The organism is Pseudoalteromonas sp. MBR-15 (genome assembly GCF_053628915.1).
Map to the genome: position 1 here is coordinate 186405 of NZ_JBRJHH010000003.1, position 25376 is coordinate 211780.

At 41.1% G+C, this 25376-nt stretch carries 21 protein-coding genes; 13 read left to right on the top strand and 8 right to left on the bottom strand.

Annotation, left to right across the window (positions count from 1 at the left end; translation table 11 throughout):
• Nucleotides 1-82: 82 nt before the first annotated feature.
• The 9 genes from rpoD (at nt 83) to ACSSVW_RS05930 (ending at nt 11926) form a co-directional block, all read left to right on the top strand.
• Entirely contained in the window at nt 83-1936 is a 1854-nt protein-coding gene (rpoD, locus tag ACSSVW_RS05890; RefSeq protein WP_036971019.1) for an RNA polymerase sigma factor RpoD, read from the top strand.
• A gap of 66 nt (nt 1937-2002) precedes the next feature.
• Entirely contained in the window at nt 2003-2884 is an 882-nt protein-coding gene (gene prmA, locus ACSSVW_RS05895; RefSeq protein ID WP_454179010.1) for a 50S ribosomal protein L11 methyltransferase, read from the top strand.
• Between the two features lie 260 nt (nt 2885-3144).
• On the top strand, nt 3145-4116 hold the full coding sequence (dusB, locus tag ACSSVW_RS05900) for a tRNA dihydrouridine synthase DusB (protein WP_036971025.1): 972 nt from the start codon (nt 3145-3147) through the stop codon (nt 4114-4116).
• A gap of 21 nt (nt 4117-4137) precedes the next feature.
• Entirely contained in the window at nt 4138-4428 is a 291-nt protein-coding gene (gene fis, locus ACSSVW_RS05905; protein WP_002957804.1) for a DNA-binding transcriptional regulator Fis, read from the top strand.
• Nucleotides 4429-4669: 241 nt separating this feature from the next.
• Entirely contained in the window at nt 4670-6256 is a 1587-nt protein-coding gene (purH, locus tag ACSSVW_RS05910) for a bifunctional phosphoribosylaminoimidazolecarboxamide formyltransferase/IMP cyclohydrolase (protein WP_065978124.1), read from the top strand.
• Between the two features lie 96 nt (nt 6257-6352).
• Nucleotides 6353-7174, top strand: coding sequence for a class I SAM-dependent methyltransferase (locus ACSSVW_RS05915; RefSeq protein ID WP_454179044.1), 822 nt, complete (start codon nt 6353-6355; stop codon nt 7172-7174).
• Nucleotides 7175-7190: 16 nt separating this feature from the next.
• Nucleotides 7191-8477, top strand: a complete 1287-nt coding sequence (gene purD / locus ACSSVW_RS05920) for a phosphoribosylamine--glycine ligase (RefSeq protein ID WP_036971033.1) — start codon at nt 7191-7193, stop codon at nt 8475-8477.
• Between the two features lie 94 nt (nt 8478-8571).
• Nucleotides 8572-11070 carry an EAL domain-containing protein gene (locus ACSSVW_RS05925; RefSeq protein WP_454179011.1) on the top strand — a complete coding sequence of 833 codons (2499 nt, stop codon included), beginning with the start codon at nt 8572-8574 and terminating at the stop codon, nt 11068-11070.
• 46 nt (nt 11071-11116) lie between these two features.
• Nucleotides 11117-11926, top strand: coding sequence for a DUF2797 domain-containing protein (locus ACSSVW_RS05930; RefSeq protein ID WP_036971040.1), 810 nt, complete (start codon nt 11117-11119; stop codon nt 11924-11926).
• On the opposite strand, the gene ACSSVW_RS05935 is transcribed toward ACSSVW_RS05930, so the two are convergent.
• Nucleotides 11923-14427, bottom strand: a complete 2505-nt coding sequence (locus ACSSVW_RS05935) for an EAL domain-containing protein (protein WP_196857585.1) — start codon at nt 14425-14427, stop codon at nt 11923-11925. The genes ACSSVW_RS05930 and ACSSVW_RS05935 overlap by 4 nt on opposite strands.
• Nucleotides 14428-14505: 78 nt before the next feature.
• Between ACSSVW_RS05935 and ACSSVW_RS05940 the strand changes: the two genes are divergently transcribed.
• The gene (locus tag ACSSVW_RS05940) at nt 14506-14799 is read left to right on the top strand and encodes a DUF4144 family protein (RefSeq protein ID WP_036971045.1); all 294 of its coding nucleotides are present in this window, start codon (nt 14506-14508) and stop codon (nt 14797-14799) included.
• Here the strand turns inward: ACSSVW_RS05940 and ACSSVW_RS05945 are convergent.
• The 6 genes from ACSSVW_RS05945 to ACSSVW_RS05970 all read right to left on the bottom strand — a co-directional run bounded on the left by ACSSVW_RS05945 (nt 14796) and on the right by ACSSVW_RS05970 (nt 19736).
• Nucleotides 14796-15716: a histone deacetylase family protein gene (locus tag ACSSVW_RS05945; RefSeq protein WP_036971046.1), complete on the bottom strand. Its 921-nt coding sequence runs from the start codon at nt 15714-15716 to the stop codon at nt 14796-14798. The two genes, ACSSVW_RS05940 and ACSSVW_RS05945, sit on opposite strands and share 4 nt — an antisense overlap.
• 68 nt (nt 15717-15784) lie before the next feature.
• Nucleotides 15785-17332, bottom strand: coding sequence for a serine hydrolase (locus tag ACSSVW_RS05950; protein ID WP_065978128.1), 1548 nt, complete (start codon nt 17330-17332; stop codon nt 15785-15787).
• Nucleotides 17329-17844 (bottom strand): gamma-glutamylcyclotransferase family protein, encoded by a 516-nt coding sequence (locus ACSSVW_RS05955; RefSeq protein WP_036971050.1) that lies wholly within the window; start codon nt 17842-17844, stop codon nt 17329-17331. Before ACSSVW_RS05955 ends, ACSSVW_RS05950 begins: the two co-directional genes overlap by 4 nt.
• Before the next feature lie 7 nt (nt 17845-17851).
• Nucleotides 17852-18472 (bottom strand): LysE family translocator, encoded by a 621-nt coding sequence (locus ACSSVW_RS05960; RefSeq protein ID WP_036971052.1) that lies wholly within the window; start codon nt 18470-18472, stop codon nt 17852-17854.
• Nucleotides 18473-18479: 7 nt separating this feature from the next.
• On the bottom strand, nt 18480-19262 hold the full coding sequence (locus ACSSVW_RS05965; protein ID WP_421419291.1) for a hypothetical protein: 783 nt from the start codon (nt 19260-19262) through the stop codon (nt 18480-18482).
• A gap of 3 nt (nt 19263-19265) precedes the next feature.
• Complete coding sequence (locus ACSSVW_RS05970) at nt 19266-19736, bottom strand: CreA family protein (RefSeq protein ID WP_075594074.1); 471 nt, start codon at nt 19734-19736, stop codon at nt 19266-19268.
• Between the two features lie 101 nt (nt 19737-19837).
• Here ACSSVW_RS05970 and ACSSVW_RS05975 point away from each other — a divergent pair, with 101 nt between their 5' ends.
• From ACSSVW_RS05975 to ACSSVW_RS05985, 3 genes are all read left to right on the top strand, one after another.
• A complete protein-coding gene (locus ACSSVW_RS05975; protein WP_065978131.1) occupies nt 19838-20425 on the top strand; it encodes an outer membrane beta-barrel protein in 588 nt (195 codons plus the stop codon).
• A gap of 10 nt (nt 20426-20435) precedes the next feature.
• Complete coding sequence (locus ACSSVW_RS05980; protein WP_065978132.1) at nt 20436-20765, top strand: 5-carboxymethyl-2-hydroxymuconate Delta-isomerase; 330 nt, start codon at nt 20436-20438, stop codon at nt 20763-20765.
• Between the two features lie 788 nt (nt 20766-21553).
• Complete coding sequence (locus ACSSVW_RS05985; RefSeq protein WP_421419290.1) at nt 21554-22603, top strand: metallophosphoesterase; 1050 nt, start codon at nt 21554-21556, stop codon at nt 22601-22603.
• 351 nt (nt 22604-22954) lie between these two features.
• Here ACSSVW_RS05985 and ACSSVW_RS05990 read toward each other — a convergent pair whose 3' ends face one another.
• The gene (locus ACSSVW_RS05990) at nt 22955-25093 is read right to left on the bottom strand and encodes a winged helix-turn-helix domain-containing protein (RefSeq protein ID WP_075594072.1); all 2139 of its coding nucleotides are present in this window, start codon (nt 25091-25093) and stop codon (nt 22955-22957) included.
• Nucleotides 25094-25376: the final 283 nt, after the last annotated feature.

A 25376-nucleotide genomic window follows, 5' to 3' on the forward strand; every position in this document is an offset into this window, starting at 1 on the left:
TCTAGTTAGTTTTCGTGTCGCTTATTTTTTAAGCGAGCTGGCGCCTGTTGTATCAACTTTCAGAGTGGAAGAAAAAATCTCTATGGATCCAACTCCTCAGTCACAATTAAAGCTTCTGATTCAAAAAGGTAAAGAGCAAGGTTATTTAACTTTTGCAGAAGTTAATGATCACCTTCCACAAGACATTATCGACTCAGATCAGGTAGAAGATATCATTAGCATGATTAATGATATGGGTATCAAGGTAAGTGAAAACGCGCCTGATGCCGATGAATTAATGATGCAAGAAACAACGACAGACGAAGACGCAGCAGAAGCCGCGGCCGCTGCACTTGCGACTGTAGAAAAAGAGATCGGTCGAACGACTGACCCTGTGCGTATGTACATGCGCGAAATGGGTACTGTTGAGCTACTTACACGTGAAGGCGAAATTGTTATCGCCAAGCGTATTGAAGAAGGTATCAACCAAGTTCAGATTTCTGTTGCTGAATACCCTGAAGCAATTACATATCTACTCGAGCAATGGGACAAGTTTGAAGCAGAAGAAATGCGCTTAAGCGACATTATTTCTGGTTTCTTTGATCCTAATAATGAAGACGAATCACAAATTTCTGCGACTCACATCGGTTCAGATCTAAATGAAGAGCAGCTCGACGACGAAGACGACGATGACGACGACGACGACGATGATGACAGCGATGATGATGCAGATGGTGACACAGGTCCAGATCCTGAAGAAGCACGTGTCCACTTCGAACATTTGCGTGAGCTTTACAATAAAGCACGCGATACATTCGAAGCAAAAGGCCGCTCACACCCTGATTCACAAGCTGCTATTTTTGAAATCGGTGAACTGTTTAAAACATTTAAACTAGTTCCTAAACAGTTTGATCGCATGGTAAACAACATGCGTGAAATGATGGATCGCGTTCGTGTACAAGAACGTCTTATCATGAAGCAAGCTGTACAAATTGCGAAGCTACCAAAGAAAAACTTTGTGAAGCACTTCGCTAACAACGAAACAGACACTGCTTGGATTGATCTTGAAATTGCTGCAAACGAGAAGTACTCAGTAGCACTTGAAGAAGTAAAACCAGAAATAATTCGTTGTATTAGCAAGTTATCTGCAATTGAAGAAAGCACTGGCTTAAGCATTGAGCGTATTAAAGATATCAACCGTCGAATGAGCATTGGTGAAGCTAAAGCGCGCCGTGCAAAGAAAGAAATGGTTGAAGCCAACTTACGTCTTGTAATTTCAATTGCGAAAAAATACACCAACCGTGGTTTACAATTCTTAGACCTTATCCAAGAGGGTAATATTGGTCTAATGAAAGCGGTTGATAAGTTCGAATATCGCCGTGGTTATAAGTTCTCTACTTATGCAACATGGTGGATCCGTCAAGCAATTACGCGTTCAATTGCTGACCAAGCGCGTACCATCCGTATTCCTGTGCACATGATTGAGACGATCAACAAGTTAAATCGTATCTCTCGTCAAATGTTACAAGAGATGGGCCGTGAGCCGAGCCCAGAAGAGTTAGCTGAGCGTATGTTAATGCCTGAAGATAAAATTCGTAAGGTACTTAAAATCGCTAAAGAGCCAATTTCGATGGAAACTCCTATCGGTGATGATGAAGATTCGCACTTAGGTGACTTCATTGAAGATACAACCATTGATTCGCCAATTGATTCTGCAACAATGGAATCTCTTCGAGGCGCAACCAATGACGTATTAGCAGGTCTAACAGCACGTGAAGCTAAAGTACTGCGTATGCGTTTCGGTATCGACATGAACACCGACCATACTTTAGAAGAAGTAGGTAAACAATTTGACGTAACACGTGAACGTATTCGTCAAATTGAAGCGAAAGCGTTACGTAAATTACGTCACCCTTCTCGCTCAGACCTACTAAAAAGCTTCTTAGATGCTAAATAAATAGCATTATTAATATATTAACTAAAAGGCCGCTGTTGCGGCCTTTTTTCTATTTGAGAGACGACCATGGCTTGGATCCAAATTCGCATAAATGCAAACGCTGATAATGCCGAGATGATCAGCGACTTACTTATGGACACTGGCAGCGCATCGGTTACTTATGTTGATGCGAAAGACACCCCTATTTATGAACCAAAACTTGGTACAGTACAACTGTGGGCTGATACCACGGTGATTGGTTTATACGATGCTAATCATGATATGGACAGCGTCGTAGCCGTACTTAAGGCTGAACCGACGCTCGCAGACAAACTCGTATACAAAATTGAGCAACTTGAAGATAAAGACTGGGAACGTGAGTGGATGGATAACTTCCACCCGATTAAGTTCGGTGAGCGCTTATGGATTTGTCCAAGCTGGCGTGATATTCCAGAACCGGATGCAGTCAATGTATTGCTTGATCCTGGTCTTGCTTTTGGCACGGGCACACATGCAACGACAGCGCTATGCTTAAAGTGGCTAGAAAGCCAAGATTTAACCGGGAAAACGGTCGTCGACTTCGGGTGTGGTTCAGGTATTTTAGGAATTGCAGCGATCAAATTAGGTGCTGAACGTATGATCGGCATCGATATTGATCCTCAAGCAATTGAGGCCAGTCGCGATAATGCTGAGCGCAATGGTGTTGCAGACAAGCTCGAAGTGTATTTACCTGAAGATCAACCTGATTTTAGTGCTGATGTGGTTGTTGCGAATATCTTAGCACAACCTCTTAAAGAGCTTCATGAAGTCATTTTGGGACTATTAAAGCCCAACGGTAAAATTGCTATGTCGGGTATTTTAGAGGAACAAGCACAATCTGTTGCCGATGTTTACGCACCGTTTTTAGCACTTGACGAGATGGCTGTTGAAGGTGAATGGACACGTGTTAGTGGTACCAAAAAGTCATAATACACATCTGAACATTTAATAGGTAAAGCCAGTATTTAACAGGCTTTACCTTATTTTTACACTCTTCAATTTGTTATCTATTTTCACGTGAATTTTTTTCTGGTTAAATAACAAACAAATCAACCCGCCCGTCAAACTGTTATCAAAAGTCAATACAAAATAGGCAAAAAAAAGTCACTTTTGTTCAATTTATAGCCTTTGATTTTTGCAAAAAAAGCCGTAAACTTAGCGCCCCTTGAAAAGAGGCCTATTGAATAACAGTGCGTATCGGTTCATACCAACTTGAGAACAACGTAATTGTCGCGCCAATGGCAGGCATTACAGACAGACCATTTAGACAACTTTGCCGTCGCTTAGGTGCGGGGCTTGCGGTATCTGAAATGCTCTCGTCAAACCCAAAAGTGTGGAAAACCGAAAAGTCGATGAACCGTATGGATCACAGCGGTGAATCGGGTATTCGCTCGGTGCAGATTGCCGGAGCCGATCCTGAGCTTATGGCACAGGCAGCACAATTCAATGTTAGCAACGGTGCACAGATCATAGATATTAATATGGGGTGCCCAGCTAAAAAAGTGAATAAGAAACTCGCAGGCTCAGCCTTATTACAGTTTCCTGAATTAGTGGAAGAGATACTCGATGCAGTTGTTAATGCTGTCGATGTCCCTGTCACCTTAAAAATCCGTACTGGATGGGATCAGGATAACCGTAATGGTGTCGAGATTGCGAAAATAGCTGAACGTTATGGCATTGCTTCTTTGGCTGTACATGGGCGTACGCGCGCATGTATGTACAAAGGTGAAGCAGAGTACGCCACGATTAGGGATATTAAACGTTCAGTGTCGATCCCTGTCGTTGCCAATGGTGATATTACATCACCAGAAAAAGCAAAACAGGTTTTGGATTATACGGGTGCAGATGCCATTATGATTGGTCGAGCCGCCCAAGGTCGCCCTTGGATATTTAGGGAGATAGACCACTATTTGCGAACTGGAGAACATTTGCCAGCACCTGAAATTGCAGAGGTGCGTAGCATTTTGATGGAGCACTTAGCAAACCTTCATCAGTTTTACGGTGAGCCAATGGGAGCGCGTATCGCTCGTAAGCATGTATCTTGGTATTTGCAAACCCATGACAGTGACGGTCAGTTTAGGCGAGTATTTAATGCGTTAGATAACCCACAGGCACAAGTCGACGCATTAGAGCAATACTTTAAAACACTAGCAGCTAACTAAGAAAGAAAGAGACATATAACGATGTTCGAACAAAACGTGACTTCTCCATTTATCACAAACCCTCATGTACAGTCACACGAGAAACCACAGCCGTTGCGTGATGCAGTGAAAAAAGCGGTTCATCACTACTTGAAGCAACTTAATGGTCAAGACGTACAAGACGTATACGACCTTGTTCTTTCTGAGCTAGAAGCACCATTACTTGAAGAAGTAATGACGTACACGCGTGGTAACCAAACTCGTGCAGCAATCTTACTAGGTATCAACCGTGGTACTTTACGTAAGAAGCTTAAAAAATATGGCATGAACTAATACCGTTATATTGAAATCGTAATCATTCTAACGCCTTGTCGTTTTAATAGGTTACCAATCCAATACAACGCGAGTATGTGGGTCACTGCATACTCGACAAAAAAGCACCTTAAGGTGCTTTTTTTATAACCGTTAAAAACTATGCAAATTCCTCACGCTTAAAACATCGTTTTCTCAGCAATATTCAGTTAAAATACCGCCTTTCTAAGCTAGCTCAAACATTGAGGTAATCAAAACTACAATGGATACACATCGTCCAATTCGTCGCGCACTATTAAGTGTGTCAGATAAAACCGGTATCGTTGAATTTGCTCGCGCTCTTGAAGCTCAAGGCGTAGATATTTTATCAACAGGCGGTACTTGCAAATTACTTGCTGATAATGGCATTAAAGTCACTGAAGTATCTGACCATACTGGTCACCCTGAGATCATGGATGGTCGCGTAAAAACACTTCATCCAAAAATTCATGGCGGCATTCTTGCGCGTCGCGGCCAAGATGAAGATGTAATGAGCGAGAACAATATCTCTGCTATCGATATCGTTGTAGTTAACTTATACCCCTTCGCAAATACAGTTGCGAAAGAAGACTGCAGCCTTGAAGATGCAATTGAAAACATTGATATCGGCGGTCCAACAATGGTGCGTGCTGCAGCGAAAAACCACAAAGACGTGACTATCGTTGTTAATGCGAAAGACTATGACCGTGTAATCAGCGAAATGCAAAGCAACAATGGCTCAACAACGTATAAAACACGTTTTGACCTAGCGATTGCTGCGTATGAGCACACAGCACAATACGATGGTATGATTGCAAACTACTTCGGCAAAATGGTTCCTGATTATACAGAGGAAGCTGCTGAAGAGACTAAATTCCCTCGTACAATCAACATGCAATTCACTAAAAAGCAAGACATGCGCTACGGTGAAAATTCGCACCAAGATGCTGCTTTCTATGTTGAAAATGACGTTGCAGAGGCATCTGTTGCAACTGCAGTACAACTTCAAGGCAAAGCATTATCATTCAATAACATCGCAGATACGGATGCTGCATTAGAGTGTGTTAAAGAATTCGACGTACCCGCCTGTGTTATCGTAAAACATGCGAACCCATGTGGTGTGTCTATCGGTGAAAATATTCTTGAAGCGTACGACCGTGCATTCAAAACTGACCCTACATCAGCATTTGGTGGCATCATTGCTTTTAATAAAGAGCTAGATGCAGACACAGCCGAAGCGATTGTTTCTCGTCAATTCGTAGAAGTTATCATTGCTCCTAAAGTATCAGAAGCTGCAGCACAGATCGTTTCAGCTAAACAAAACGTACGTTTATTAGAATGCGGTGAATGGTCTGCCAAGACAACTGGTCACGATATCAAACGTGTTAATGGTGGTATCTTAGTTCAAGACCGTGATTTAGGTATGGTAACCCAAGGTGACCTTAAAGTTGTTACTAAGCGTCAGCCTACTGAGCAAGAATTAAAAGACTTATTATTCTGCTGGAAGGTTGCAAAATTCGTTAAGTCAAACGCAATTGTTTACGCTCGTGACGGTATGACTATTGGTGTAGGCGCCGGCCAAATGAGCCGTGTTTACTCAGCGAAAATTGCAGGAATTAAAGCAGCTGATGAAAACCTTGAAGTAAAAGGCTCTGTAATGGCATCTGATGCATTCTTCCCGTTCCGTGACGGTATTGATGCAGCTCGCGACGCTGGTATCACAGCGGTTATTCAACCTGGTGGTTCAATGCGCGATGAAGAAGTTATCGCGGCAGCTGATGAAGCGGGTATGGCAATGGTATTTACTGGTATGCGCCATTTCCGCCACTAATTACATAAAGGGTTAAGCAAATTGTTTAACCCTTTTTGTTTGCTACTAATTCACGTATTCTGATTATTAATAACCCTAAAAATGAAGGAATAGATGATGAAATTTGCCGTAAAATCGCTACTTGTTGCAAGCCTAGCACTTGCATCTGCACACGCACTCAGTCACAGCCATGAATCAGCGCTTACAAGTGCTGTACAATCAAGTGAACGTGACGCTAAAAACAGCGCGCGCGATACATATCGCCACCCTATTGAAACCCTTGAATTCTTTGGTTTCAAACCGACAATGACAGTGGTAGAAATTGCCCCTGGTGGTGGTTGGTACAGCGAAATCTTAGCGCCGGCTGTAAAAGGTCATGGCGTCTATTACGCGGCACATTTCCCAGCTGATTCAGAAGTCGGTTATTATCAACGTTCATTAGCGGGTTTTAAGAAAAAGATGAGCGATGATGCACGTTTTAGTGAAGTGAAACTTACTGAATTTGCTCCCATTACTCACCTTGATATTGCCCCAGCCGGCAGTGCTGACTTAGTACTCACATTTAGAAATGTACACAACTGGTACATGGGTAAAGAGAAAGAAGGCACCTTAAGTGCATTTAAAGCATTTTATAAAGCACTTAAACCTGGTGGCACACTAGGCGTTGTTGAACATCGCCTTCCTGAGTCTCGTAGTGATGACGATCAGAAATCTTCAGGTTATATGAAACAAAGCTATGTAATTGATATTGCAAAACAAGCAGGCTTTGAACTGGTAGCAACTAGTGACATTAATGCAAACCAACTCGACACAGCAGATCACCCTAAAGGGGTATGGACATTGCCACCACGCTTAGCGCTTGACGAACAAGACGCTGCAAAATATAAAGCGATTGGTGAAAGTGACCGCATGACGCTGAAGTTTAAAAAACCGCTTTAAATAGGATTATTTCGCCATGAATGTACTTGTCATCGGCAGTGGCGGCCGCGAACACGCACTTGCGTTTAAGGCTGCTCAAAATAGTAAAGTAAACACGGTATTCGTTGCGCCAGGTAATGCTGGTACGGCACTAGAGCCAAAACTTGAAAACGTTGCAATCAATGTTGAAGACCTTGAAGGTCTTGTTACGTTTGCAAAAGAAAACGCTGTAGAGCTCACCATTGTAGGTCCTGAAGTGCCATTGGTACTGGGTGTTGTTGATACATTCCGTGAACACGGTCTTGCTATCTTCGGCCCTACAGCTGGTGCGGCACAACTGGAAGGCTCAAAGTCATTCACGAAAGACTTTTTAGCACGACACAATATTCCAACAGCTGATTATCAAACATTTGAACAAATTGACCCTGCTCTTGCTTATTTAAAAGAAAAAGGCGCTCCAATTGTTGTTAAAGCAGACGGCTTAGCGGCAGGTAAAGGTGTTATTGTTGCAATGACTGAGAGCGAAGCTGAAGAAGCTATCCGCGACATGCTTGCTGGTAATAGCTTTGGTGAAGCGGGTAGCCGTGTGGTTATCGAAGAGTTCTTAGAAGGTGAAGAAGCGTCTTTCATCGTCATGGTTGATGGTAAAAACGTATTGCCATTCGCCACAAGCCAAGACCACAAACGTGCTTACAATGGCGATAAAGGTCCAAACACTGGCGGTATGGGTGCATACTCACCTGCCCCCGTTGTTACAGATGAAATTCACCAACGTGTTATGAATGAAGTGATCAACCCTACGGTTGAAGGTATGGCGCAAGAAGGCCACCCTTACACTGGTTTCTTGTACGCAGGTTTAATGATCACTGCAGACGGTACACCAAAAGTGATCGAGTATAACTGTCGTTTTGGTGATCCTGAAACACAACCAATGATGCTGCGTTTGAAATCAGATCTTGTTGAATTAATTGAAGCGGCTAACCGTGAAGAATTAGATAAAACAAGCATTGAATTTGATCCGCGTGCAGCAGTGGGTGTTGTTCTTGCAGCGAAAGGTTACCCTGGTGATTACCCGAAAGGTGATGCAATTAACGGTTTACTTGTTAATTACCCTGAAGGCGAAAAGGTATTCCATGCTGGCACTAAGCAAGATGGTGATGCGGTTGTAACCGCGGGTGGTCGCGTATTATGTGCAACCGCACTAGGTAATACGGTAACCGAAGCACAGCAACGCGCGTATAAGCTAGTTGAGCAAATCAGCTGGGACGGTATGGAGTATCGCACCGACATCGCTTACCGTGCTATTGCACGTGAACAGCATTAAGGTCGAACCTGTACCCTTGTGAAAAAAGCGCAGTTTAACTGCGCTTTTTTAATGCTACACTGTAGTAAAGTATTAATTTGTTAAAGAACCCATTTTGAATAATAAAGCGCTGAAATATCATTTTGTTTCATTTTTTATTCTTGCAACTTTGTTTTTTATCATCACGACTTTGTCGACTCATCTTGCAAGCCCTACTCGTTATACTATTGATAAAACAGCGCCTGTATACACCCACACAGCTTACCGTATTGACGACACTGAATCATTAACCCTTAAAGAGTTCCTTTCTGAGCCAAAGAAATTAATTGAGCAACCCTTTGAGTACATAGAATGGGATTTAGCGGCAAAAGATTACTGGCTCAAGCTAGACCTGGAAAATAGACAATCGAAAGCAATTGATTTATTTATCCACTTCGACAATCCCATGGTTGACTATTTAACCCTGTTTGAATTGGATGCTGATCAAAAGCTGATCAAAAAAACGAGATTAGGCGATAAAGTTACGGGGCTTAACTTATTTCAGTACAGTACGCCTCATGCGTTACTCACATTACAGGCTAACGAACAAACAACTCTGGTTGTAAAAATTGATACGGTTGGTATCAGCAAAACACCCATCAAAATTTATGGTAAAAACGAATTTCAACACCTCATTCGCTCACAAGTGGGGATTTGGGGGATATTTATTGGCGTGCTTATCATGGCGGCCCTTTATAACTTAGTGTTATTTTTTGGTATTCGTGACCGTGTTTACCTAATTTACATTGGTTATATCATTTCAGCCTTATTACTTATGGGCTCAGTACTGGGTTTTGGTTTTTATTTATGGCCTCTTTCATGGCAACTATTTTTTAATGAACACGTCGTTTTTAGTAACTATGCCATTGCCTTTTTCACGGTCGCATTTTGCACCATGTTTTTGCGTTACCACAAAGACAACTGTCGGCTCTACAAACTCAGCATTAGCTTTTTAGCCTTACTGTTCAGTTTTAGCTTAATTAGCTTCTTTATGTTGGAGTACCATTCGTCAAAGATTTTCTTTGCCTTAATGGTGCCGCTGTATATTTTATGTATTTGCATGATTTACAAAAAGCTCGTGAGTGGCTTTCGTTGGGCAAAGTTTTATGTGATGTCATGGGTCCCGTTAATAATAGGTGCTGCTGTACAACCACTCGAATTAACGGGTTTTATCCCTTACAGTTTTGCAACTCGCCACCTATTTTTAATTGCGATTTTATGCGAGATCGTATTAATGGCAATGGCTTTGGCCGACCGTGTACGGTACCAACGAGAGAAAGCGCTGTATCATGCGACTCATTCGCAGCAAACAAAATTACTTAATCAGGCCATGTTAAAGCAAGCCTACATGAGAATGATAAATGAGCATAGAAACGCCAACTTATGCTTGTTAAAAATCGAGCAGTTTAATGCCTTAATGAGCATTTTAAATCCGACCCAAAGCAGTCATATCATTACCACGGTTGCTAAATCTTTAGAGCACCAACTTAGCAAACAAAGACAGTTTATAAGCTTAGAATCCTCACTGGATACCGCCCCAAAGGTAGCCGATTTAGGTAACGGCATACTGGCTTTTGTTTCAACCAAAATTCAACCGCAAGACGAGCTCAACGAAGAACTCAATACGCTTTGCAAACAACTGCCAAAGCAGTATCAAATATCAGGGCTAGATTTACAGCTTTACTACCGCTTCAGTATTACAGAACCTGTGGAAAATGATGGTTTTGACTCTTGGTTACAACGCGGCTATTTAGGGCTGTCACAAAAGCACCAAAATACAGATACAACCGCCCCACATATCGACATGGATTTAAGTTTAGCGGTGTCTTTACAACATGCGATTCGCAGCAATTCTCTCGCCATTTACTTGCAACCCATTGTCAATTTACGCACCGGAACTATCGTGGGTGCTGAGGCGCTATTGCGCTGGCCATCAGCCGATAAGCACCTTGATATTGAGCAACTAATTTTACTCGCTGAACGCACAGGCCTTATCAACGAGCTAAGCTTATGGGTTATCGAAAAAGCATGTCAGACAGTGGCAAAACTGAATCTACAAGGCTATTACGATCACACGATTAGTGTGAATTTAAGTGCTAAAAATTTAGCCATCCCTAAATTAATCGAAAAAATCGAAAACAGTATCTTAAAGCACGGGGTTTCTGCTGCGCAGTTAAAATTTGAGTTAACTGAATTTGCACTGATAAAAAATCACACTGATATGGTGCGTTTCGTAAATGAATTAAATAAATTAGGAAGCCAAGTGATTCTTGATGACTTTGGCACAGGCTACTCTTCATTGAATTATTTAGTTAATTATTCATTTAGTACCATTAAAGTTGATAAGTCATTTATTCTCGACCTTACCAACAACGAGACACACCAAGTTATCGTTAAAACAGCCATTGATATGGCTCATAACCTGGATATGAATATCACCGTTGAAGGCATTGAGGATCAAACAACAGAACAGTTATTAATTAAAATGGGCGCCGACCAAGGACAAGGTTTTTATTACAGCAAAGCGATTCCATTCGATGAGTACCTGTCGTTAATTGCCACACATTCTAAATAGAGCATGTTACACTAGCCTTTTTTACATCTTTAGGGGCTATGTAAAGATGCAAGGCACACTTCGCAAATTAAAATCGTCGCACGCTGCACCCGTTCAATACCACCTGCCAATTGGTGATGAACTCGTTTCTTTAAATGATTACATTGGCAAAACACTGACACTGACTTTTACAGGCAATATTTTTTGTAGCAACTGCGGCAAGAAAACCAAAAAAAGTTACTCGCAAGGTCACTGCTTTGTATGCATGCGTAAGCTCGCTAGCTGTGATATGTGTATTATGAAACCAGAAACATGCCACTTTGATAAAGGGACTTGCCGCGAGCCACAATGGGGGGAAGAAAACTGCATGATCCCTCATTATGTCTATTTAGCAAACACTTCTGGATTAAAAGTCGGTATTACCCGTCACACGCAAATCCCCACTCGTTGGATTGACCAAGGCGCGACCCAAGCACTTCCTATCTTTAAAGTGCAAACTCGACTTCAATCGGGTCTTGTTGAAGTTGCTTTAGCACAGTTTATCGCCGATAAAACGAACTGGCGAAACATGTTAAAAGGCCAATCAGAAGTCATCGATTTAAAAGCTGCTGCTGCAGAACTTATTCCGCAAATAGAGCCTAAGCTCTCTGAACTTGCAGCGCTTTTTGGTGCAACAGCCATTGAAAAACTTAACGAAGACGTTGTTGAACTAGACTACCCTGTTAGCGAGTATCCGACAAAGGTTAGCTCTTTTAACTTTGATAAAAACCCTGAGGTATCTGGCGTACTTCAAGGTATTAAAGGTCAGTACCTCATTTTTGATACTGGCGTCATTAATATTCGTAAATTTACGTCTTATGAAGTCACTCTGGGTTAAGCACTCTGGGCTTTAGCAAGATAAAAGTCATACCATTGCTGCTTCGCTATGGGGCGGCAAAAGTAATACCCTTGGATGGTATCGCAGTTAAGCATTTGCAAATAGTTTAGCTGCTCTATTTTCTCCACGCCTTCAGCAACCACATGAATACTTAGACTTTTTGCAAGCGTAATTATTGCAGTTACAATCTCACTATTGCCATATTCATCCGGCACTTTAGCGATAAAACTGGCATCAATTTTCAATGTATCAATGGGTAACTTGGTTAAATAACTTAGCGCAGAATACCCCGTGCCAAAATCATCAAGCGTAATATGCACACCGAGTTTTTTTAGTGCGAGTAACTCTTGCTTCGCTTCACTAAAATGACTAATAAAGCAGCTTTCTGTTAGCTCAATTTCTAACTTGCGGGGGTCTACATCATATTGTTCAAGTAAACGCGCAACATTAGATGCCAGCAACCCCTGCCGTAAATGATTGGCCGAAATATTAATCGCTAAACGGCCTGCCTCAATATCATATTGCCGCCATTTGGTTAATTCCTTACAGGCTTGCTCGATCACCCATAAATCAAGCTTAACAATTAAACCAAGCTCTTCTGCAAGAGGGATAAATTTGGCAGGCGATATCACACCTAAACTCGGCTCTTGCCAGCGTAATAATGCCTCAACGCCTAATATTTTACCGCTATTTAAATGCTGCTTAGGCTGAAAGTACAATTCGAATTCATCGCTTTCGATAGCATTTTGTAAACGACTCATCATCGCTAAACGCTCTAAAGAACGTGCATTCATCGCGGGCTTAAAGAGCTGAAATGAGTTTCGTCCGACTTCTTTAGCACGGTACATCGCTATGTCGGCATGTTTAAGCAACGTAGCACTATCAACGCCATCATCAGGGTAAACAGCCGCGCCGATTGAAGCAGTAATCGCAACCTCATGTTCATTAATTAATAGTGGCATACTGACTTGTTGTAATACTTGCTCTGCGAAGCCCAATAAAGTTTCAACACGGCTCACTTCGCACAGCAATACAAACTCATCGCCACCTAAACGCGCCAGAGTGTCTCCTTGGGGGAGAATAGATAAAATACGATCTGCAACTTGCGCTAATAAGTTATCGCCAGCATCATGCCCTAAGCTATCATTGACTTCTTTAAAGCGGTCTAAATCAATAAACATCACAGCGAGTAGATCATCGTTTCGCTTAGCCGCACTTAATGCGATTGAAAGCCGGTCATTAAATAAGCGTCGATTAGGCAGACCGGTCAATTCATCGTAATAGGCAAGCTGTGAAATCTTTTCTTCTGCGCGCTTACGCTCCGTGATATCACTGAAAATAGCAGCGTAAAGAATTTCATCAACATTAGGGTCTTTAATTTTAATGATGGTCAACCACTCAACAAACTCTTCCCCCCCTTTTTTGCAGTTACAAATTTCTCCCTGCCAAACTCCGTCGTACTCAATGGCATGCCACATTTTCTGATAAAAAGAACGACTGTGTTTTGTAGAACTTAAAATACTCGGCCGTTTGCCGATGACTTCATGCTCAGCAAAACCTGTTAGCTTTGTGAACGCGGGGTTTACTTGAATAATCGTGCCGTCTCTTTGAGTCAGCATAATGCCATCGAGTGAAGCATCAATAATCTTATTAGCAAGGAATAAGTTACGCTGAGACTTTTGTAGTGCAATGTCGCGTTGTTCAATTGCACGCTCTAATTCACAGCAATAAGCCGATTCAATTTCAGTAATCAAATCGGCAAATGAAATAACGCCACAAATATCGGTATCTCTCACAACAAGATGACGTACATTTCGATCAGACATCAATCGGTACGCATCAAATAGGCTGCTTTCACTATCAATTTCAATCAATGGATAACTTGCATACTGCCAACAAGGATTGAGCCATTCAGTTTGAATGATCAACCCAACAATATCACGCTGCGTAATAATGCCATGAATGTCTAACGCTTGATTATAAACAAGAACGCTTTCAAGGCGCTTCGCGCGCATAATCTCAACCACGCCTTCGATAGACATCGCTGAGTCCACAATTTCTAAATCGGTGCGGTATTGCTCATGAATGGGTCTAAACTGTAAATAATGATCAAGCCCTTGATTATGAACTATATCAGAAAGGCTGAGCATTCCCGCGGGCTGCTTATCGTTATCCAATACCAACAAGTGACGAATCCCATGTTGCTGAAAACGCAATGTCGCATCACTCAGCAAGCACTGACTTGGCACAGAAACAACTGGCGCCGACATCACCTCGTGAATCGCCACATCTTTAAAAACAGGGCTGGTAATGTCTACCTGCAAGCAGTCAGCTTCGGTCCAAATACCGACAATTGATTGTTCGTGTTTAACAAAAATAGCCGTTACATTATGAACATGCATCAACCGCACAGCATCAACCAGCGGAGTATGCGCAGGGCACGATACCAGCTTTTGCGAGAAAACATCACCGACCTTTTGATGGCGTCTTGGTTGATTCATAAGCAAACTTACCTAGTTTTGAAAGGAGTTAGCAATTATAATCATTTCAACCTATGTAGCTTTGATGCAGGACAATAAATGCACCAATCATTTCCCTTGATCATCTGCGCACAGCAGGAGTTGGATTACTTAAAAGATGAGAGTGATCTGGAGAGTTTCTTATTTAATTTAGATGAAAATCAAAAAAATCAGGTCATTTTAATAGCCAAAAACGGCCAGCACTTTGACTTAAATAATAACCAACTCGCCCCATTGAGTGATACAGATCTGGCAAAGCGCGTAACGCAACATTTAACTCAAGAAGGTATTTGTTGTCTCAGTAAGGTAACGAGACTGACCACGCAACAAGCATTTTCACTGCTGGAGTCTTAGGGCGCATCCACCAGCGCTTTTACATGAGCAACGGCGCTGCGACCTAATGCAGAAAGAGCGTATCCCCCTTCTAAAAAAGACACAATACCCCGGCAGTGTTGTTGCTCACACAGCTCAGCGAGCTGAGATGTTAGCCATGCATAGTCATCTTCTACAAACTTTAAGCTTGCCATATCATCTTCTAAATGAGCATCAAATCCCGCACTTATGAATAATAACTCAGGCTGAAATTCAGTCAATTTAGGAAGCCATTGCTCAAGATAAACAGCTTTTAAATCATTACCATCACTGGCAATTGGCAAGGGGGAATTAACCAGAGTTTGATTATTTTCAACAGCCGTATTCGGATAAAAAGGATGTTGGAACAAAGAGCAAAATAATACATTTTCATCGTCTAAAAAGATGTCTTGCGTACCATTACCATGGTGGACATCAAAATCAACAATTGCAATGCGCTGAACCCCTTTACTTTGGGCATACTTAACCGCAATTGCTAAATTATTAAAGACACAAAACCCTGCAGAAGTGGTGCGGTTAGCATGATGGCCAGGGGGTCTTATAGAACAAAATGCCGCATCAATGTTATCAGCAAGAATTTCATCAACCGCAAGTATGCCCGCCCCTACAGCTCGCTCAATGGCTTTCATCGAGTCGGGACATAACCATGTATCACCATCTAGTTCAGCAAGGCCTGAGCTTGGAATCGTTTGCTCAACATGCCGAACAAGGGATTCATCGTGAGCACGTAAGAAGTCATTCCGGGTGGCTTTGGGCGCTTGTAAATGAGTTACCGCAATATCAACACCGCTTGCCAGTAAGCGATCAGTGATCATATCTAATCGTGCTGGACACTCTGGATGATCTTCTATCATTTTGTGTTTACGGCACATTGGGTGTGAGATAACAGCCGTTCTCATAACATGCTCCTTGAACAATTTTCTCCGATTATAACAAAGCCGCCATGTGGCGGCTTTGCGACTTTGGTTTACTTTTTAGCCTGTAAATCGAGGTTTCTAAAGTCAAAGCTAAAGTCAGTGACCTCGGTCGAAACGGCACGCATTGTCGCGCTACTGACACGGTTATCGGGGTTCATTTGGAACTCGATATACGCATCTGCTTCAAGCAGCTTCTCATCCCATTTAACAATAAACGTATTACCCGTGTAATGCTCAAGCTGACCTTTTAAACGTTTGGTATGAGTGAAATCAATACGTAGTTGACCATTTAATTCTTCAATTATTACATCGCCATACCAGTTATCATGCAATGTGCCTGTGTAATTAATATTAGGCAGTTTAGGTTGATAATCAGCGGGGGTTTCTGGCGTAGCGTTCGCGTAGGCCTTTTCTTTGTTCTCAAAATGCTTTTTCGCTAACTCTTCCACCCAATCTTTATCGTCAAGTTCAAGGGCATCTTCCAATACTTCGTAAGTCACAGCTGATAATGCACTGAATGCTTGCTGGTTACTTAAAATGACAATCCCAAGGTTTTTCTCTGGGAGTAACGTTACTTGCGAAACCATGCCAAGAATCCCCCCACCATGGCCTAGCTTTTTAATTCCATGAAAGTCTTCAATACTCCACCCTAAGCCATAACCTCTAAATTGCTGATGATACATGTCATAGGCACTTTTTGATGCCAGTGAAGTAATGTGTGGATGCCACATTTGCTGCTGTTGTTTTTCTGTGAATAGTTGCTCACCGTTAGGCATTTTTCCGTGAGCAAGTTGTGTGCGTAGCCACTGGCTCATATCGTTTACACTGGATGCTATTGCACCTGCACCACGAAAATCTTCTAAGTAATTAACGAAAAATGGGTGTAACTGACCATCCATCGGAATGTGGCCTATTGCCCAGTTTTTATTGCTTTTAGGAATGCGTGAAAAACCTGCTCGTGAATTCTCCATCGCAAGGGGTTGTAGTATGTTTTTTTCGATATAATCATTCCAGCTCATGCCTGAGACGCGTGCAACGACTTCGCCTGCCGTAACAAACATTAAATTGTTATACGCATACTTACTGCGAAAACTACTTGCCGGTTTTAAATATTTTAGACCTGCGATAATCTCATCAATCGATTTATCCGTGTCAGGCCAGATCATTAAATCGCCTTGGCCTAAACCAAGGCCACTGCGATGGCTTAATAAATCGCGTATGGTCATTTCTCGGGTCACGTACGAATCGTATAAACGAAACTCAGGTAGGTGATCAATCACCTTGTCATCCCAATTTAACTTACCTTCATCAATCAGTTTTGCTAACGCGGCTGCCGTGAACGCTTTTGTATTAGAGGCGATACCAAATAACGTGTCTTTGTTCACTTTTTTACCGGTATCAAGGTTCGCAATACCAAAGCCTTTAGCTAGCACTACCTTGTCATTTTCAACAATCGCAACAGCCATCCCCGGTACATCAAAACGTGCCATTGAGGTTTCAATAACTTTTTCTATTTTTTTCGTGTCGATATCGGCATAGCTGTTAAATGCACAGCTAGTTAACAGCGCAGCTGCTACGGCTAATTTACGGAATGTCATAATGTACCTTGGTGATTTTTATTGTTATGAATAGCGAACTCTTTCGCTGCTCGGGTTTTATCTGGATCATCGCGACTGTCTCGCGATAGGATAGCTTCACTGTAATGATTTGGCACGCCAGCTTCAAGTGCGCCGCGATGAACATGCTGAAGATACCAGTCGAATGGCAGTAACGCGCTGTCTAATGTATTGGCAATGTAGCAATGCGCTGTCAATTGCTCACCTTCAACCAGTTCTACACACACATCAACACAATCGTATCGTGGACCTTCAATTTCATCTAATATCGCTTTTTCAGCTAAACTTAACTGATACACCACACCATAAACTAACGCTTCAGGCTCGTGGGTTTGACGAATACTACATTTAGCTGAGCCATCTGTGCTCACCATATCAAACGTCAGTTCGTAGCCTTTCAATACCGCTGTCCCGACACGCTTTGCTTCAGGCAGCCTAGCTAATAGACGACTTGACGACATGTTTGACCCAAATGAAAAGTTATATACTGTCATAATCACCTCACACGACTACACGAATGGCTAAGGCAATTAGCACCACACCAATGCCTCTATCAAACCAATAACCACGCTTTAAAAAAAATGCGCGAACCGATGCCTTGGAAAGCACCAGTGATAAAAATGAAAACCACAGCCAAGTAGCCACAGCCATATACACCCCATAGCTAGCTTGCACTCCAACTGGCGTATCTGGGCTAATTACAAGTGTGAATAACGACATAAAAAATAATGTCGCTTTAGGATTAAGCGCATTAGTAAAAAAGCCCCGTCGAAACGCTTTGAAGTAGGATTCAGGTGCAGTTTCAGTGAGTGTTTGTTCATCAGTGTGAGCGGGCTTAGCACTGCGAATTGCGTGTACGCCTAAATAAGCTAGATATGCACCTGCCACGTATTTAAGCACCATAAATAAGCTGGGTGATTGTGACAAAATAAGCGCCACGCCTAAAACACAATAGCCAATATGCAGCAGTATTGCCGCGCCCACTCCCGCACTAGTCCAAAGCGCATTTTTACGCCCTTGTTGAATACTTTGTTTAAGCACCACTGCAAAATCAGGGCCGGGGCTTGCCACAGCAAAAAAATGCGCCACAGCAATTAATAAAAATTCATCAACATATTGCACGTGCTAACTAACCTACTTTTTGTTCATCTAAAGCAAGTAGCAAAGGATTAGCGCTATCATTAATAAAGGCTTTTATCTGCTTTTGTGCTTTTTTATATTGGCTACGTAAATGCGGTTTCAAATATTTTTTAGTTTGATTGTCTGTTTTAAAGTGCGTGACCAGTGCATGCATAAATAACGTTTGAGGCTCTGTTAATGCAGCCTGACGATTTGCATACGGATTATAACCACACCCACATCCACCTTTAAACTGATAGACCGTGTTACTCATCATAACCCCAAACCCTAAATAACACGCAAGTGCATCACTGGCCTGTGGTAAAAAATCTTTTCCACCTGGCGGTAACACGCCAACATGATGAATCAATATGGTTGCCAACGTACCAGCAAAGCTCGCCACTAAATCTTGTGGTTGGTTAATTTGATTTTGGTTAAACGACACATTAATCAAATGATTGGCAGGTACCATAAGCGTTGCACTCTCTCCTCTTAATGAGTCTTGAAACGCAAAATGAGGAAATACCTGTGGTGTTAATTGCGAGGGCGAGACCAAATTAACTGGCCACGCTTGCATGCCGGCATAATCAACAACGCGGGCAAATACCTTTTTTGCCATGTCTTCAATGCTAGACACACTGTCAGGAAAGAACTGACTATTCGGCAAAATTATTTGTGTCTGATTTAAAAAGTAATCGCTGTCAAAGTGCTCAACAGCCCACATAAACGTGTCTATTAACCATTGTTGTTCTTGTTCATCAACTAATGGGGCTGATTTAAATAGTGCTAACATAATTTACTCTTGTGAAAGTGCCCACTGCCATGCTTCGGTATTATACAAAGGCACCGTAGATAAGGCGTGATGATGGCTGCCTGTTGACTCTTTGGTTGAATAAGATAGATACAATAAAGTACGCGTTGGCGCATCATAAATGCGACGGACTTTTAACGATTTAAATAAAATACTTTTCGATGACTTAAACACCACGTCACCAGATTTACTACGATCGATACTTTGTAACTGCTGAGCAGTAATTGGTCCCGTTTGACGACACGATATCGACATATCCGATGGATCGGCAAAATCGAGGTTCGCCTCAATATGACTAATATGACAGGTTACACCGCTAATAAGTGGGTCTTGTTGTGATACAACTTTAATATCTTTAGTCGTAAATAGCCCTAAACTGACTGACGCAGCCTCATCCGAACAGCCGTTGAGCAACGCCAAAGTCGCTGCACAGGCTACATATTTCAGTAACTTCATGTTAGTTATCCTTATAAAAACGCGCGTTATGCATTTACAACAATTTGCCTGCTATGTTTCAATACTATCTCAAAACATCCTCAACAACGAGCACCTAAACAATGAAAAAGTCGCTAACTGTATTGTGCTTAATGCTAACGAGTTTCACCGCCTCTGCTGGGTATTCTGTCAGTGCAGGTTTTGGCAAGAATTTCAGTCAATCATTAGAAACCGAAGAAAACCTAAAAATTGATCTCGACGATGATAGTCAATTTACATTCAGCATTGACCGAACTATTGAATCAGCACGGTATGGGCTATTTTACTCAGCAACAACATTGAATATGGAAGCACAGACTGATAAGAAAATCGAGATGCAATACCTACTATTTCAAAGTGCTGTTGAAGTGCCTCTAGGTAAAAACATCAGTGGCTTTGTCGGTGCACAAATTGGTGCAAACCATGTTAGTACCAACTTTACAGAGTCTGATACCTTTTTTACCACAGGCTTATATGCCGGTGCTGAGTACTTATTTACCGACAATGTACGTGTTTATGTTGAAAGTCGCTGGTTGGCGACTATTGTAAATAATGCAAGTAATGTGTCATGTACCTTGCCCACATCAGAAAACGAACAATGCCTTTGGCATTTCGACGGTGATGTGTTGAACCAATTTCAGACAAACATCGGTTTTAGCTACCGCTTTTAAGGAACACCCCATGCCGCATATTGTTATTGAACACTCTGAAGACTTACCAATTCTTCCGCAAGTGCTGGTTGAAAAAGTACACTTGGCAGTCTTTGATTCTGGTTTATTCGAATTATCAACCATAAAAACGCGTGCCATCGCTTATCAACACTACCAGCTAGGTGAAGGAAAAGACGGTTTTATTCACATTAGCGCATCGATAATGCAAGGTCGTACTGTTGAACAAAAGCAACTCTTGAGTGAGCAATTGCTGAATTGTTTAAGAACATACTGTCGTCGTTCGTACAGCTTAAGTGTCAACATTTCCGACATGAACCCAGACATTTACTGCAAGTGTTAAACAATTTGCTGAGTTAGAAACTCTGTTCATAAGCATTTCATTTCTATTTAAGGCAACAAATAAGTAGTAAGCACTCACCACGCTCATTGGGCAACAATGCAAAACCCAATGAGCAACTCTGTGCATATTCAGCTCTCCCTTTAAATCAAAAGAATGTGCTGTTTAAAAATGATAATAACTTGCTTGCTTAGTCATTAAGCGAACATCCTCAGTACACTTAGATTAGTGTCGTGGTTCTCACTCAATGCTTTACTCTCCCTCTAACACTATTTCAGCGCCGAATGCTCTTACTCTTAGTAGTCGCTTTTTCAAGGTGTGACTCAGTAATAAAACAAGCTAATAAACCATCAAAAAACATAACAAATTGTTTTTATTAAACAATATTTAAAAATAGATGTAAAAAAGACATATAAGCCATCAAAAATAGAGTTTAAATGATTTGTTACCTCATTCTGTAATTGCGATAACTCATTACAGGTGCTCTTTTCGCCTTACCTTAGTGATGGATGTTGCAATGAATTAACACCTTCGAGTACATCCCTAGCACCTGATGATAGAGACAAAAAACGTAACGCACATAGAAAATTAGGAGGTAAAAATGAATAATCACTCCATAGCAAAGCGAAAGCATAAGTATCGTGAAGAGCAAAAAGGTGTACTGGCTTTAATGCTTGATTTTACGTTTATTATTTTCGTTACATTAATCTGCTCTTTATATATTTACTCACTTTGCTTTATATCTCTTAAAGCTTTGTAATACGCAATTAAAGAGAACCCGAGGTATTAACATGTTCTTTTCTAAGTTTTTAATTTACACATTACTTCTTACAAACTCATTGTTTATCACCACAGCATTGGCACACAATAACGATGAAAAAAGCACCAAGTATGATGATGGCCCTTATTTATTTTATAATAACAATAACATCCAACAATTTGATGTGATTAACAGCAAGCTAGAAATTACAAACTATGCTGGCCCACTTGCTATTCCTGAGGAGTTTAAAGCGACAGACAATGACCAATATAGTGATGTAAAAAAGTTTGCTGCAATCAGTGATATCCATGGGCAATTTGCAATATTTAAAAAATTGCTCATCAACAATGGTGTAATAAACGACGCATTAAATTGGCAGTATGGTACTGGGCACCTAATCATAACTGGCGATATTTTTGACCGTGGCGACACTGTTACAGAAGCACTTTGGCTAGTATTCAAGCTTGAGCAACAAGCAGCAATTGCCGGAGGTCACGTTCATTACCTTCTCGGTAATCATGAATATCTAGTTTTGCGAAATGACCAACGCTACCTGCACCCCAAATATAAACATACCGTCTCGTTTTTTAACGATAATCTAACAGAGCAATACAGCGTGCAAAGTGTGTTAGGCCGCTGGTTAAGAAGTAAATCAACCATTATAAAATTAAATGACTTTATTTTTTTACATGGGGGCATTCATGAGGACTTTCTGAATCTAAACATGACACTTGAAAGTGCAAACCAAGCGTTTAGAGACAGCATATCTAAAAGTAAGAAGGAATTAAAAGCCAATCCTTTATGGACTACTTTACATGGAAAAACAGGCCCTATCTGGTATCGAGGCTACTTTAGAGATGAGCAACTTAAAGATGAAGCGGTTGCTGGCGTGCTAAGAAAGTTACAAGCGACTAAGGTAATCGTAGGCCATACTTCAATGCCATCAATCGAAACGCGTTTCGATGGTAAGGTTATCGCGATCGACAGCTCAATCAAACGAGGAAAAGAAGGTGAATTGCTCCTATGGGAAAACAACCAGTTTTTTAGAGCAACGCTTACCGGTGAAAAAAAGCCACTGTAATAAATGCAATTTAAAGCTGCAACATTAACCCCCCTATGCTTAAGGGAGTGCTTAGTGTTGCAGTTAACTACACCGTTAATGAGAATGGGTAATGGGTAATGAATAACAGGTAACTGAACAGATTAAGACGAACTTGCACTTAAGGCATTTAGTTTTAAACCCACAGTGTTAAAACCCACTTAGGCTTGTACGCGCTTAGCCTTAAGCCCTCTTGTTTTACATAGAATTTGTCCCCTATTTCGCTGCCTTGGCTATCAGATAAAGACACAGTAATTACATATACATGCCTTTTCTTTTAATACTTACCGGCAAAGCTGTAAAACAGAGGCAGCAAAACTAGAGTTAGAGAAACTAGGGTATAAACTCGGCAGGTAAACGCTTGATCTCTATATCAGGCAATAAATAAGCGGTATAGACTAACCAACGCTCATTAGGTATGTAGGTTAAACCTGATGAGCGGCTGTATGCTCGCTCAGGTAACGCAATTAAATCAAAATGACGTTGTGTTTCTAAATCATAATAGCTAATACGGTAGTCGCCTAAGCGCACTTTATAGTAATAAATACGCCCTTCATGAAAAGCATTTTCAGCAACATATAACCATGTATAGTGATGCGCTAAATTAATATCCTGTACCAGTAATTCTTCTACACCTGTGTCGTGATGCTTAACCCAAATAGCATCATTTGAGTTACTGAATAATATATCGCCTTGCGATGTCTCAATACCATAACGAGCTTTAGTATTTACAGCCTTGCCTTTAATTTGCCCATTTAAATCATAACGGTATAAATAATCACCATCCGACACCAAAAACGATTGACTGTCTGCTGAAAATCTCGGCTTAATATCAGGCTTAAATGGCAGCGTTAGCGCTTGGCTTTGCTCGACTTTGAAATCATAAAAATATAAAGACGTGCGTCCTTTATTTTCCAAAAAGAACAAAATATAGCGGCCATCAGGTGACCACGTAGGATCGAGTATTTGCCCTGTAACATGACTAAAATCAGTAAGCTGTTTGCGAGAACTACTATCAGGGTTCACAATCCATAATTGTGAACTACCAGATTCATCAGATACATATAAAAGTTTATTCTGTTGCTCGTTATATTCAGGAAAACGAGAGCTAAAATTAGTTGAAAGCATTGAAAAAGGTGAGCTTGCAACTTGCTCGTCTATTTTCAAGCGCGTGATCACTCTATCGAGATCCCACTGATGATAATACACACTGCCATCACTACTAAAGTTAGGTGAACTCATACCTGCAATTTGTGTATTTATTAAAGAGTTGTCACTTATGTCGTAAAAGTACCCATAACGCTTTCCTGCTTCCACAGCTGTAAAAGCCAGTTTATCTTTATGTGGATGCCAATCAACGCCATGAATATCAACAAAATTATCGGTAATGCGGCGGCTTTCCCCAGAAGACACATCGATTAAAAACAATGCTTTTTGATCATTTTCAACATTTCGAGTCACCACTACTTGCTGAGCATCCGGAGAAAATGACACTGATTCATCGATTACGTCACAGTGATCTGTACAGGGTATAAATGTTTCACTTAATTGATTAGCATGTAAATCAAGTAGTTTTAAGCGACTAACAGACTTACCAGATTCAGAAATTTGTTCATCAATATAAACTAATGTACGACCATCAGCACTAATGTCTAAATCAGTTCGAAACTGACGACTACACTCAGTCAGTACCACACTGGTTGCGTTCACTAAAGAGAGTTTAACAATCTCACAAAACTTATTTGTTTGATACCGATAATAATAGAGAGTCTTTGCATCAGGACTGAATACAGAGTGGCCTTTAGTGTAAGGTGAGTCAGTGAGTTGTTTTGCTGGGTGCTCAGGAAAGTGCAAATCACGTAAGTATAAGTTGGTCGGTTTGCCTAACTGTCGCCATAAATACACTAAATAATGCTGGTCGTTTGATATCGCAGGGTATATTTCTCGCCCGGGACTTGCTGTTACGCTTTCGATACTGTTAAGGGGGAGTGAAAATGCAGTATTATCTTGATTATCAGGTTGGGTAGAAAACTGCCAATACAAAGCAACAACACTAATAACAGAAATGGCTACAAAAGCCCCCGCAAGAATCGGCCTAATCAATGATAAGCGCCTACTTTTGTTTTTTTCGTTTCCACTTAACGCACATTCAGAGGGAGGTTGAACCAGTCGATATCCTGTTTTACGCAACGTTTCTATATAAGTCTGTTCAGGGTCAAGCTCTTTAAATGCTTTACGTAAATGCCATATTGCATTGGTTAATGCTTTTTCACCAACATAAAAATTCCCCTCCCATACAATATTGATTAACTCTTCTCGGGTAATAGCTTCAGGATAACGCGCAACAAGACAAGCGAGTAATTCAATAAACTTTGGTTGTAAGATTTGCTCGCTATTATCATGGATCAGTTTGTTTTCTAGCGGGTTAATAACACAACGACCCAATTGATAAGCACGATTAGTTGTTTCCATTAACTCAAAATAACCCTCATTGTTGGTATGTAGCAGTATATAGCTTATTCAAGTTATCTTAAATCCTCCCTTTTAACCAGCTTTAAAGTTAAGAACTAGTTAATAGCATCCTCACAGTTAACCTACTGATTTTAAATAAATAGACATTCAATAGATGTTAAATAGAGACATAAACGAGTCATGGTTAGTTGTAGTTGCATTCACATTTATATAAAAGTTTTAACGTCAATACCTGACAACCAGAGTGTTGCTCGCTGTACATTTATACTTAACTGCCCTTAAT

Bases quoted from the DNA above. Each gene is read 5' to 3' on its own strand.
- rpoD (WP_036971019.1), top strand. From the start codon at position 83: ATGGATCCAACTCCTCAGTCACAATTAAAGCTTCTGATTCAAAAAGGT.
- ACSSVW_RS05970 (WP_075594074.1), bottom strand. From the start codon at position 19,736: ATGAAGTTACTGAAATATGTAGCCTGTGCAGCGACTTTGGCGTTGCTC.
- ACSSVW_RS05930 (WP_036971040.1), top strand. From the start codon at position 11,117: ATGCAAGGCACACTTCGCAAATTAAAATCGTCGCACGCTGCACCCGTT.
- ACSSVW_RS05980 (WP_065978132.1), top strand. From the start codon at position 20,436: ATGCCGCATATTGTTATTGAACACTCTGAAGACTTACCAATTCTTCCG.
- ACSSVW_RS05935 (WP_196857585.1), bottom strand. From the start codon at position 14,427: ATGAATCAACCAAGACGCCATCAAAAGGTCGGTGATGTTTTCTCGCAA.
- ACSSVW_RS05975 (WP_065978131.1), top strand. From the start codon at position 19,838: ATGAAAAAGTCGCTAACTGTATTGTGCTTAATGCTAACGAGTTTCACC.
- ACSSVW_RS05985 (WP_421419290.1), top strand. From the start codon at position 21,554: ATGTTCTTTTCTAAGTTTTTAATTTACACATTACTTCTTACAAACTCA.
- ACSSVW_RS05965 (WP_421419291.1), bottom strand. From the start codon at position 19,262: ATGTTAGCACTATTTAAATCAGCCCCATTAGTTGATGAACAAGAACAA.
- ACSSVW_RS05915 (WP_454179044.1), top strand. From the start codon at position 6,353: ATGAAATTTGCCGTAAAATCGCTACTTGTTGCAAGCCTAGCACTTGCA.
- prmA (WP_454179010.1), top strand. From the start codon at position 2,003: ATGGCTTGGATCCAAATTCGCATAAATGCAAACGCTGATAATGCCGAG.
- purH (WP_065978124.1), top strand. From the start codon at position 4,670: ATGGATACACATCGTCCAATTCGTCGCGCACTATTAAGTGTGTCAGAT.
- ACSSVW_RS05955 (WP_036971050.1), bottom strand. From the start codon at position 17,844: ATGACAGTATATAACTTTTCATTTGGGTCAAACATGTCGTCAAGTCGT.
- ACSSVW_RS05940 (WP_036971045.1), top strand. From the start codon at position 14,506: ATGCACCAATCATTTCCCTTGATCATCTGCGCACAGCAGGAGTTGGAT.
- purD (WP_036971033.1), top strand. From the start codon at position 7,191: ATGAATGTACTTGTCATCGGCAGTGGCGGCCGCGAACACGCACTTGCG.
- ACSSVW_RS05990 (WP_075594072.1), bottom strand. From the start codon at position 25,093: ATGGAAACAACTAATCGTGCTTATCAATTGGGTCGTTGTGTTATTAAC.
- fis (WP_002957804.1), top strand. From the start codon at position 4,138: ATGTTCGAACAAAACGTGACTTCTCCATTTATCACAAACCCTCATGTA.
- ACSSVW_RS05945 (WP_036971046.1), bottom strand. From the start codon at position 15,716: ATGAGAACGGCTGTTATCTCACACCCAATGTGCCGTAAACACAAAATG.
- ACSSVW_RS05950 (WP_065978128.1), bottom strand. From the start codon at position 17,332: ATGACATTCCGTAAATTAGCCGTAGCAGCTGCGCTGTTAACTAGCTGT.